Source organism: Roseovarius sp. (genome assembly GCF_018066915.1).
Lineage (GTDB): Bacteria > Pseudomonadota > Alphaproteobacteria > Rhodobacterales > Rhodobacteraceae > Roseovarius.
Genome location: NZ_JAGPVV010000298.1, coordinates 1 through 10,650 on the forward strand (window position 1 = coordinate 1; position 10,650 = coordinate 10,650).

Sequence of the window (10,650 nt, forward strand, 5' to 3'; positions counted from 1 at the left end):
ATACTGGCCGCCTTTTTCGGCCTCTTCGTGCTGTTTCTCTATGGCCCGATCCTGACCATCGCCATCCTCAGTTTCCAAGGCCCACAGGGCGGTCTGACCTTTCCGATGAATGGCCTCTCGCTCCACTGGTTCCGTGACCTGGTTCAGGAACAGGCCGTGGGCGATATCGGGGGGGCTTTCCGCCGCAGTTTCGCTTTGGGGCTGATGGTGATGATCACCACGGTGGTGGTGTCGATCATGGCAGGGCTGGCCTTTCGCAAGCGGTTTGTCGGATCTGGCCTGCTGTTCTATGCCGCCATCACCGCGCTGGTGATCCCTTCGATCCTGATCTCGCTTGGCGTGGGGTTGATCTTCAATCAGTTGGGGCTGCGCATTCACTGGGCAACCTCGGGGTTCGGCGCGCAACTGACATGGACCTTGCCCTTTGGCTTGCTCATCATGTTCGCAGTCTTCAACCGGTTCGACAAAAGCTATGAAGAAGCCGCGCGCGATCAGGGCGCAACCGCGTGGCAGACCCTCCGCTATGTGGTGCTGCCGATCATCGGGCCCTCGCTGATCGGGGTCGCGCTCTTTGGCTTTACCCTGAGCTATGACGAATTCGCGCGCACCCTGCTGACCGCAGGCAGCTACAACACCCTGCCGCTGGAAATCTTCGGGATGACGACCAACGTGACCACCCCGGTCATCTACGCGCTTGGCACACTCACCACGGTATTCTCGTTCTCGATTATCGCGGTCTTCCTGCTCGGCGCATGGATCATGGGCAAACGGCGCACGCGGCTTGGCTCGGATGCGGGGAGAGGCATATGAAACTGGCCTATATCAATCCAAACGCAACCGTCGGCATGACAACGGGCATTGTCGCCGCCGCACGCAAGGCGCTGCCAGAGGCCGAGATCTTTGGATTGACCAACACGAGCGGTCCCGCGGCCATTCAGGGCCGCGCAGACGGCGACGCAGCGCTGCCCGGTCTCTTGGCCCTCTTGCCCATCGCTCGGGCGCAGGGGGCAGAGGCCATCGTGATCGCCTGTTTCGACGACACCGGCCTCAGCGAAGCGCGCGCGATGGCCGGCTGCCCAGTCTTGGGCATCGGTCAGGCCAGCTATGTGATGGCGCAATTGCTGGGGCTCAGGTTCTCGGTCGTTACCTCTTTGGCGGTCTCGGTCCCGGTGATTGAGGACAACATCCGCCAGCAAGGGTTTGCTGCGTCCTGCGCTTCGGTGCGGGCAAGCGGCCTGCCGGTGTTGACCATCGACGCGGGCGCGCCGGACACGATCGACCGCATCGCCGCTGAAATCGAGCGTGCCCGCCACGACGATGCGGCCGCTTGTGCCGTGCTCGGCTGCGCCGGAATGGCCCCGCTCAAGGAGGCTCTGTCGGCACGCACAGGCTTGCCCCTGATTGACGGCGTCGCGGCATCGGCCCTTCTTGCGAGGGCGGTCGTGGCCGGTCTAGCCCCAACGGTCTGAGGCGCGGACTGCGCAGAGGTCCGCGCATCGGCAAAGAGGCGCGCCGCCAAAGGTGGATATTCGGAATTGAAGTGCCGCCCCTTGGGCAATACTTCGGCATCATGACCTTTACGCTGTCCTCTCCCATCGGTCCGATCCTCTTTCTCGATGATGTCGAGAATGGCCAGCTTTGCCTGTCGGCTCTCTTCATCACCGCAACAGGCGAGGAACCTCCCCCCGTTTACCTCGACAATGGAGAGGCCCGCCCGGTCTCTTTGGCGGTTCATGAAGATGCAACCGTCTGGCGGGCACGGTTCACCTTACCGGCCGACCGCACGTCGGGTTATGTCTGGAATGGTGACACCTTTGAGGTGGCCGGTGATCTCACCGGCGATCTTCGTCTCGCCTATGTGTCTTGCAATGGCGAAGAAGTGGGCGATATGGACCGCGAAGGCTCTGAGCGCAACGCGATGTGGGCACGTCTGCGCGCGCAGCACCGCCAGCAGCCCTTCGCGCTCTTGCTGCACGGCGGTGACCAAGTTTATGCCGATGAGGTCACACTCGGCCATGAACTCAGCCACGATTGGCCAGAGCGTCTTCCGCGTGATCCGTCCCGCGCAGCCCTGGCAGACCTCAGACGCCATCTGCGCACAGGGTTCTTTGCACGCTACGCCGCCCTTTACGCCGCACCAGAACTTGCATGGCTTGCGGCGCGGGTGCCATCCCTCATGCAATGGGATGATCACGATATCTGCGACGGATGGGGATCGCTGCACCGATCGCGCACCTATTCGCCCGTGGGCCAAACCTTGTTTTCAGTGGCCCGCGAGAGCTTTTTGATCTTCCAGCACGCAACCACCGACGGGGATTTGCCCGCGCGGTTTGCCGACCCGTCCGGCCTGCATCTCGGATGGCGCATCCATGCGGCCGATCTGCGTATTCTGGCACCCGACCTGCGCTCGGAACGGACGCGGCGAGACATCATGGGACCGGGCGGTTGGGCGATGATGGAGAGCGAAGCCCCGAAAGAGATGCAGGGACACACCTTGCTCATGTCGAGTGTTCCGCTGCTCGGCCCACGGCTGTCCTTGCTCGAAGCGCTGATGGTCGTGATCCCCCGCATGCAAAAATACGAAGACGACCTGCGCGACCAATGGCAGAGCCGGGCACACCGGGACGAATGGCGCCGGATGTTGCGCCTCGTGCGTGACATGGCGCGCCGCGATGGTCACGATCTGACGGTGATCTCGGGAGAAATCCACCTGGCCACGCGGGCCACCATGGAACTGGGCGAGGGTCTCAATCTCAACCAACTGGTCGCATCCGGCATCTCGCACCGCGCCCCACCCAAGGCATGGGCACGCTGTCTGGGTGTGCTGGCCTCTCTCGGAGAAGATCCATTGCCCGCACATCCCATTCGAATCCAAGGTCTTTTCGGTCAATCGTCGCGCTACACGGCCGAGCGCAACTATCTCTTGCTCGAACGAGCCTCGGGCACCTGGTCCGCCCGATGGGATCTGGAAATCAGCGGCATGACCCAGAGCCTCGCGCTCTGAGCGTTCAGAGCGCGGGCCCCTCTCACCAAAAACCCCACCCTCTCAGGCGCATTTGCTGTGTCCGCAGCTTGCACAGGTCATGCAGCCCTCGATCATGCGCATGTCGTATTGGCCACAGGCAGGGCAGGCGGGGGTTCTGCGGGGGCTGTCCAGCCCTGCGACCTGCGCCTGCGGGTCTTCCTTGAGGCCCATGCCTTCGCCCGCGAGAAACCCGATCTGCACCATATGCTGTTCCAGCACGCCGCCGATGGCCGCCAGAATGCTGGGCACGTATTTGCCTTGCATCCACGCCCCGCCGCGCGGATCAAACACCGCCTTCAGCTCTTCCACCACGAAACTGACGTCGCCACCGCGCCGGAACACCGCCGAGATCATCCGGGTCAGGGCCACGGTCCAGGCATAATGCTCCATGTTCTTGGAATTGATGAACACCTCAAAGGGCCGCCGATGCCCACCGAGCACTATATCGTTGACGGTGACATAGATCGCGTGGTTGCTGTCGGGCCATTTCAGCTTGTAGGTGGCGCCTTCCAACTCCTTGGGCCTATCAAGCGGTTCGGACATATAGACAACCTCGCCGCCGGTGGCGGGGATATCGCCGCGCGTCTCGCCGGGCACCTTGTCCGAGGTCTCGGATACGCTCAGCACCGATCCCGTCACATCGTTGGGCCGATAGGTGGTGCAGCCCTTGCAGCCCAGATTCCACGCCTGCAGATACACATCCTTGAACGCCTCAAACGAGATGTCCTCGGGGCAGTTGATGGTTTTGGAAATGCTGCTGTCCACCCATTTCTGCGCCGCCGCCTGCATCTTGACGTGATCCTCGGGCGGCAGGGTCTGGGCATTGACGAAATAGCTGGGCAGAGGCGCATCGCCCATCCGGTCGCGCCACATCTGCACGGCGTAATCGACCACCTCTTCCTCGCTGCGCGATCCGTCCTTTTGCAGCACCTTGCGGGTGTAGCTATAGGCAAAGACCGGCTCAATTCCGGAACTGACATTGCCCGCATAAAGGCTGATCGTGCCGGTGGGCGCGATGCTGGTCAGCAAAGCGTTGCGAATCCCGTGTTCGGCGACCGCAGCGCGCACATCCTCGTCCATCCCCTGCATCGTGCCAGAGGCCAGATAGGCGTCGCGATCAAAGAGCGGAAAGGCGCCCTTTTCCCGCGCCAGATCGACCGAGGCCAGATAGGCCGCCCGCGCGATGGCATGCAGCCACGCTTCGGTCTGCTTCACGGCGGCGTCCGAGCCATAGCGCAACCCGACCATCAAGAGCGCATCGGCAAGGCCTGTCACCCCCAATCCGATGCGCCGCTTGGCCTGTGCCTCAGCGGCCTGCGCGGGCAAGGGAAAGCCGCTGACATCGACCACATTGTCCATCATCCGCACGGCCACACGCACCAGATCGTCCAAAGCCGCCTCATCCAAACGCGCATCCGTGGCAAACGGCTCTGCCACCAACCGCGCCAGATTGATCGACCCCAAGAGGCACGCGCCATAGGGCGGCAAGGGTTGCTCGCCGCAGGGGTTCGTCGCCGCAATCGTTTCGCAATAGGCCAGATTGTTGGCCTTGTTGATCCGGTCGATAAAGATCACGCCCGGTTCGGCGTAATCATAGGTGGCCTGCATGATCCGGTTCCACAGATCACGCGCCTGAACGGTGTGATAGACCTTGCCGCCAAACTGCAACTCCCACGGACCATCGGCCTTGACCGCCTCCATGAAGGCATCGGTGATCAGCACCGAGAGGTTGAACATGCGCAGCCGCGCCGGATCGGATTTTGCAGCGATGAACGCCTCGATATCAGGATGGTCACAGCGCATGGTGGCCATCATTGCGCCCCGGCGGCTGCCTGCCGACATGATCGTGCGGCACATCGCGTCCCACACATCCATAAAGCTGAGCGGCCCGCTTGCATCCGCCGATACGCCCTTGACCTCGGCCCCCTTGGGCCGGATCGTGCTGAAATCATAGCCGATGCCGCCGCCCTGCTGCATGGTCAGCGCCGCCTCGCGCAACCCGTCAAAGATGCCGCCCATGTCATCGGGCACGGTGCCCATCACGAAACAGTTGAAGAGCGTCACCTTGCGCGCTGTGCCCGCGCCCGCTGTGATGCGGCCTGCGGGCAGGAATTTGAAATCCTCAAGGGCCTGATAGAACCGCTCTTCCCAGACCTGCGGCTCTGCCTCGGCCACGGCGAGGGCGCGGGCAATGCGCCGCCATGTGTCCTCGACGCTTGCATCGCCGCCGTCCCCGTTTCTGAACCGGTATTTCATATTCCAGATCTGTTCGGAAATCGGGGCGGCAAATCTGGTCACGGCAGTCTCCATTAACGGGCAGACAACCACAATAGCTTGAAGCTGCCTGTATTTCCACTACCCTATCTGCCCGGATGGGAGATTCTTTGACGTGACCCTGCACCTGATCAAACTGAGCGTCGGCACCACCTCGGTCGAGGATCTGGAGGACTGGCACAAGGACCCCCGCGCCCAAGGGCCAGACGGGCTGCCGCGCCATGTCACCCGCATGTGGCCCAAACGTGAAGCGGAATTGCTGGATGGTGGCTCGATCTACTGGGTCATTCAGGGCGTGGTGCAATGCCGCCAACCGATCCTGCGGCTGGACGAGGTGACGGGCGGCGACGGGATCCGGCGCTGCGCCATCGTGCTGGCACCGGGGCTCATTCGCACCGCCACCGCACAGAAACGCCCCTTTCAGGGATGGCGCTATCTGCCCGGATCGGATGCACCGCCAGACCTTGGCACGGCGCGCGCCAAGGATGATACGCTGCCCCCCGCGCTTTCGGCGGCACTGGCGGAAATCGGCGTCTTGTAACCAGGCACCTCTGGCGTACCTCTGGCGCTCAGGGCACAGGGTGCCCCTGCACACGCCGGTGTCACCCGCTCTTGATCCCTCGCGACAGCATCGTTCATTGCGCTGACGGACCCTTGCGCCGATCCTGAACCTATCGGTCAGACATCTGCGAAAGGATCAGGCTCATGCGTGCCGTTGCTCTTTCTCTCCTCACCGCTGCGGCGGCGGGTCTTGGCGCACCCGCGTGGGCCGATCTGCAAACGCTGGCACTTGCGCCCTCCAACCTCAGTTTTGACGCGCCCTCCAGCGCGCTCACGGCAACGCTTTCGACCCAAACCTCTCTGGCGCCGGGCGGCTCTGCCAACTGGACCGGCTTTTACCTTGGCGGCCAGTTGGGATTTGGCAGCGTCGACAGCGACCTCTCGGGCAATGACGAGGAAGTCATCGGCGGCTTCACCCTGGGCTATGATTACGACTTTGGCCGCTGGGTGCTTGGCGGCGCACTCGACTACGACTTTGCCGACATCACCGCAGGCCCCGGCACTTCGGTCGAAGAGATCTTCCGCGTCAAGCTGCGCGCCGGGCCCAAGATCGGCAATGGCCTGCTCTACGGTGCTGCGGGATGGGCCAACGCCGATACGGACAACGCGGGTAGCGATGATGGCTGGTTCATCGGCGCTGGCTACGAATACCTGATTTCCAGCCAGTTTTCCGTGGGCGCCGAGGTGCTTTACCACGAATTCGACAACTTCAATTCGACCGGCACTGACATCGAGGCCACAACGGCCCAGATCCGCGCCACATTCCGCTTTTGAGCGGGCGGGCGCGGTTAACGGGCGGGCGCGTCCTCCAGCGCGCCCGCCACCTCCATTTCAAGGAGCTGGCACAAATATTCGCCAAATAGTTGCAGCTCGCACACAAGCACTTGCGAAAATTCGCCGAAACACTATTATTTTCAGCATTCCCCTGCCACTTTCGGGCGTGTGCCCGTTCAGAGGCGATCCAGTGCTTGTTCTGACGGGATGGGCGCACGATATACCTCTCGACGGTGTTAGCCGTGTGTCCATGGGTTGGTTTCCCTCCCCCCGACCTGACCGACATAAACAGACTGAAAGGAAACAAGATGCTGAAAACAACCGCAGCGCTGATGACCGCAACCGCCCTGATGGCCGCTCCTGCCTTTGCTGGCAATGTGCAGGAACCCACGCCCGAGCCTGTGATCGCAGCGCCTGTTGCGCCCCCTGCCCCCGTTGGCCCGAACTGGACCGGCTTTTACGCCGGTGGTCAGCTTGGCTATGGCGATGTTGACACGCAGGCCGCAGGCGTCAACGGCGATGGCCTGCTCGGCGGTGTGATTGCCGGGTATGATTATGACTATGGCAACAACTGGGTTGTCGGTGTCGGCCTTGATTACGATTTCGCCGATATCGACCTTGGGGCCGCCGCATCCTTGGAAGATGTGTTCCGCATCAAATCCAAGCTTGGCTACAAGATCGGCAACGGTCTGCTCTACGGCACCGGCGGTTACGTCTGGGCCGACACCGACACGCTCGGTGATGACAATGGTGTTTTCGTCGGCGCGGGCTACGAGCATATGATCACCCAGAACGTATCTCTGGGCGGCGAAGTGCTCTATCACAAGTTCGAGAATTTCGGCACGGCCGGCGTTGATGTGGATGCCACCACAGCTCAGGTGCGGGCAGCGTTCCGCTTCTGATCTCGGATCATACGCAAGAGATGGGGTGGCCTGCACAGGCCGCCCCATTTTTCATTCCAGATCCAGTCTCTGCTTCAGCGCCTTCAATGTATGCCGGTCCGCAGGCTCCATCGGGGCCACCCGCGATTTGAAGAGCGTCGCCTGCGATTTCAGAATCAGCCCATCCTCCAACACCTTGAGGTGATTGGCCCGCAGCGTATCGCCGGTCGAGGTGATATCGGCAATCGCCTCGGCGGTCTCGTTCTTGACGGTGCCTTCGGTGGCACCCTGACTATCGACCAGTTGATAATCCGCCACGCCATTCTCGCGCAGGAAATCGCGCACCAGTCGGTGATATTTCGTGGCAATGCGCAGGCGGAACCCGTGCTTGAGCCGAAAGGCGGCGGCGGCGGCATCTAGGTCATCCAGATGGCTCACATCCACCCAACAGCGCGGCACCGCCAGCACCAGATCGGCCTGCCCGAATCCCAGTTCCGCCAGTTCCGCCACCTGATTTTGCCATTGCGCCAGCTTTTCGCGGATCAGGTCCGTGCCCGTCACCCCCAGATGGATGCGCCCGGCGGCCAGTTCGCGCGGGATTTCCCCGGCAGAAAGCAGGATCAGTTCGACATTCTCGATGCCCTGCACAAATCCCGCATATTCGCGCTCGGATCCCGACCGCCCCAGCGTGATGCCGTGCTTGGCGAACCAGTCAAAGGTTTTCTCCATCAACCGCCCCTTGGACGGCACCCCAAGTTTCAGGGTCATGTCGCACCCCCAAGGCCCAGCACCAGACCGGGCCGGATCACGCCCCCAACAGCCGGAATTTCCCGACCGCGCCCCAATTGCCGGGTCAGGGCATCATAGCGGCCGCCCGTGGCAATCGGCGGCAGATCGGGGCGGTTTTCGGCGTAAAAGCCAAAGACAAAGCCATCGTAATATTCCATCTGCGTGCGCCCATAGCTGGCCTCGAAATCGAGCTTGGTGATATCAAGCCCGCGCTCGGACATCGCCGTCAGTCGCCGCGCCAGACGATCCACCGCGCCATGAATGGCGGGCATGTCCACGGCGATATCGCGCAGCCGTTCCAGTGCGTTATCGCTGGTTTCGCGCACCGCGAGGATGGCATCCAGCAACTGCACCTCAGAGGCGGAAATAGGCCCCGCCGACGCATCCTCACGCAGCGCCGTGATCCGGCCTGCAATCTCATCCGGGCCGCGCAGCCCGATCATCGGCTCGGCCCCCGCCATCGGGTCCGCCGCCGCCAGAAGGGTCGCCCGCGCCTCGGGCACCACGGCCCGCCCCGAATACCGCTCCATCAGCGCCCGAAACCGCCGGGGCCGCCAGATATGCCGCCGGAGCGCCGCCTTGCGCCGCGCGGTGGTGCGCAGGCCCTCGACCGCCGCCATCAGGATGCCGATATCGCCCGTCGCGGCGCGCAGGCCAAGCGGGCGCAGGATGTCAAAGAACATCGCAAAAACCTCGGCATCCGCCGCCTCAGGTGCCGCCCGCTCGAAAATCTCGAACCCCACTTGCGTATATTCATTGGCCCGCTGCGCATCCTCTTCCTGACGGCGAAACACCTCGCCGGAATAGGTATAGCGCGCAGGCTCGGCACCATGCTCCATATGCATCTGCACCACCGGCACGGTGAAATCGGGGCGCAGCATCTGTTCGCCGCGTAGCGCGTCCGAGGTCACATAGGCCCGCGCGCGAATATCCTCGCCGTAAAGGTCCAAGAGCACCTCGGCGGGCTGCAAGACAGAGGTTTCCACCGGCAGCGCGCCCGCCGCCTCAAAGAGCGCGCGCAGGCGCGCAGCCTCGGCCCGGATTGCGGCACGTTCCGGCATCAGCTTTGCTCCGAGAGAATTTCGCGAACCTTGTCCACCAACCCGGCGCGCGGCACCTCGTATTGGCTGGGGCGTTCCTTCCATTCCTCCACGGTCGCATTCTCGGCAATCTGCGCCCCAAGGATCAGGTCCTTGATCTGCACCACGCCCTTTGCGAACTCATCACCACCGGCGATGATCGCCACTGGCGACCCGCGCCGGTCGGCGTATTTCATCTGATTGCCGAAATTCTTGGGGTTGCCGAGGTAGACTTCGGCGCGAATGCCCGCCTGCCGCAACTCACCGACCATCGCCTGATAGTCCGCCATCCGCTCGCGGTCCATCACGGTCACAACCACCGGGCCGCGTTCTGCGCTGCCGATCTTGCCTTTGGCATGGAGCGCGGCAAGCAGGCGATCCACCCCGATGGACACCCCCACCGCCGGCACCTGCTGCCCGGTAAAGCGCGCGACAAGGTCATCATAGCGCCCGCCGCCCGCCACGCTGCCAAACTGGCGCGGGCGGCCTTTTTCGTCCAATATTTCAAAGGTCAATTCCGCCTCGAACACGGGGCCAGTGTAATAGCCCAGACCACGGACGACGGAGGGGTCAATGACGATGCGGTCGGGGCCATAGCCTTGGGCGGCGAGCAGGGTTGCGATTTCTTCGAGTTCTTTCAGACCTTCAAGCCCGATATGGGAAACACCCTCTTCTTCGTGCAAGTCCAGTGAAGACCCCCCCATCAACTCGCGTAGGTTAGCTAAGGTCTCAGCATTGTCGTTTCCCCGCGATTCCATAAATTTCACTACGCGGGATGCATCCTGAGAAGAAAGGCCGACACCTTTAATGAATGCGCCTGAGTCGTCCTTTCGCCCTGCGGTCAACAACTCCAGCACACCCGAGGCACCGACCTTGTCGAATTTGTCGATTGTGCGAAGCACTGCTTCAGGATCGACAAACTCCCAGTCGCTCAATTTAGTATCAAGCGCCTCACTGAAGCTTCGTGGCAACGCTCGCGTTTTCTCGTTATCGACCATTAAACCTTCTAGGATGCCATTCAGCACCTTCCGGTTATTCACCCGCACCACATAATCGCCGCGTTCGATCCCGACCTCTTCCAGCGCATCGGCCAGCATGGCGCAAATCTCGGCATCCGCCGCCATCGACGCTGTCCCCACCGTATCCGCATCGCATTGATAGAACTGGCGAAACCGACCCGGTCCCGGCTTTTCATTGCGCCAGACCGGTCCCATCGCATAGCGCCGATAGGGCGTCGGCAGATCGTTGCGGTGTTGGGCATAAACAC

At 62.3% G+C, this 10,650-nt stretch carries 10 protein-coding genes; 6 read left to right on the top strand and 4 right to left on the bottom strand.

From position 1 onward, the window contains the following. From KBT70_RS16530 to KBT70_RS16540, 3 genes are all read left to right on the top strand, one after another. Positions 1-810 (top strand): ABC transporter permease (locus KBT70_RS16530; RefSeq protein ID WP_296636599.1); only part of this gene is annotated, 810 nt, incomplete at its 5' end. After that, positions 807-1,469, top strand: a complete 663-nt coding sequence (locus tag KBT70_RS16535; protein ID WP_296636602.1) for an aspartate/glutamate racemase family protein — start codon at positions 807-809, stop codon at positions 1,467-1,469. The genes KBT70_RS16530 and KBT70_RS16535, both read left to right, overlap by 4 nt. Before the next feature lie 101 nt (positions 1,470-1,570). Then, positions 1,571-3,004 carry an alkaline phosphatase D family protein gene (locus KBT70_RS16540; protein ID WP_296636626.1) on the top strand — a complete coding sequence of 478 codons (1,434 nt, stop codon included), beginning with the start codon at positions 1,571-1,573 and terminating at the stop codon, positions 3,002-3,004. A 42-nt stretch (positions 3,005-3,046) separates the two neighbouring features. On the opposite strand, the gene KBT70_RS16545 is transcribed toward KBT70_RS16540, so the two are convergent. Further along, positions 3,047-5,323 carry an adenosylcobalamin-dependent ribonucleoside-diphosphate reductase gene (locus KBT70_RS16545; RefSeq protein WP_296636605.1) on the bottom strand — a complete coding sequence of 759 codons (2,277 nt, stop codon included), beginning with the start codon at positions 5,321-5,323 and terminating at the stop codon, positions 3,047-3,049. Positions 5,324-5,414: 91 nt separating this feature from the next. Here KBT70_RS16545 and KBT70_RS16550 point away from each other — a divergent pair, with 91 nt between their 5' ends. The 3 genes from KBT70_RS16550 to KBT70_RS16560 all read left to right on the top strand — a co-directional run bounded on the left by KBT70_RS16550 (position 5,415) and on the right by KBT70_RS16560 (position 7,536). Next, a complete protein-coding gene (locus KBT70_RS16550; RefSeq protein WP_296636606.1) occupies positions 5,415-5,840 on the top strand; it encodes a DUF1489 domain-containing protein in 426 nt (141 codons plus the stop codon). A gap of 164 nt (positions 5,841-6,004) precedes the next feature. Continuing rightward, the gene (locus KBT70_RS16555) at positions 6,005-6,634 is read left to right on the top strand and encodes a porin family protein (protein ID WP_296636609.1); all 630 of its coding nucleotides are present in this window, start codon (positions 6,005-6,007) and stop codon (positions 6,632-6,634) included. 308 nt (positions 6,635-6,942) lie between these two features. Further along, on the top strand, positions 6,943-7,536 hold the full coding sequence (locus tag KBT70_RS16560; protein WP_296636612.1) for an outer membrane beta-barrel protein: 594 nt from the start codon (positions 6,943-6,945) through the stop codon (positions 7,534-7,536). A 51-nt stretch (positions 7,537-7,587) separates the two neighbouring features. On the opposite strand, the gene hisG is transcribed toward KBT70_RS16560, so the two are convergent. The 3 genes from hisG to hisS all read right to left on the bottom strand — a co-directional run. After that, a complete protein-coding gene (gene hisG, locus KBT70_RS16565; RefSeq protein ID WP_296636615.1) occupies positions 7,588-8,283 on the bottom strand; it encodes an ATP phosphoribosyltransferase in 696 nt (231 codons plus the stop codon). Next, complete coding sequence (locus KBT70_RS16570; RefSeq protein ID WP_296636617.1) at positions 8,280-9,365, bottom strand: ATP phosphoribosyltransferase regulatory subunit; 1,086 nt, start codon at positions 9,363-9,365, stop codon at positions 8,280-8,282. Before KBT70_RS16570 ends, hisG begins: the two co-directional genes overlap by 4 nt. Beyond that, positions 9,365-10,650, bottom strand: a 1,286-nt coding sequence (gene hisS, locus KBT70_RS16575; RefSeq protein ID WP_296636623.1) for a histidine--tRNA ligase, incomplete at its 5' end; no start/stop codon positions are given. The genes hisS and KBT70_RS16570, both read right to left, overlap by 1 nt.

Excerpts from the sequence above, each read along its gene's own strand:
- KBT70_RS16535 (WP_296636602.1), top strand. The coding sequence starts at position 807 with ATGAAACTGGCCTATATCAATCCAAACGCAACCGTCGGCATGACAACG.
- KBT70_RS16540 (WP_296636626.1), top strand. The coding sequence starts at position 1,571 with ATGACCTTTACGCTGTCCTCTCCCATCGGTCCGATCCTCTTTCTCGAT.
- KBT70_RS16555 (WP_296636609.1), top strand. The coding sequence starts at position 6,005 with ATGCGTGCCGTTGCTCTTTCTCTCCTCACCGCTGCGGCGGCGGGTCTT.
- KBT70_RS16560 (WP_296636612.1), top strand. The coding sequence starts at position 6,943 with ATGCTGAAAACAACCGCAGCGCTGATGACCGCAACCGCCCTGATGGCC.
- hisG (WP_296636615.1), bottom strand. The coding sequence starts at position 8,283 with ATGACCCTGAAACTTGGGGTGCCGTCCAAGGGGCGGTTGATGGAGAAA.
- KBT70_RS16570 (WP_296636617.1), bottom strand. The coding sequence starts at position 9,365 with ATGCCGGAACGTGCCGCAATCCGGGCCGAGGCTGCGCGCCTGCGCGCG.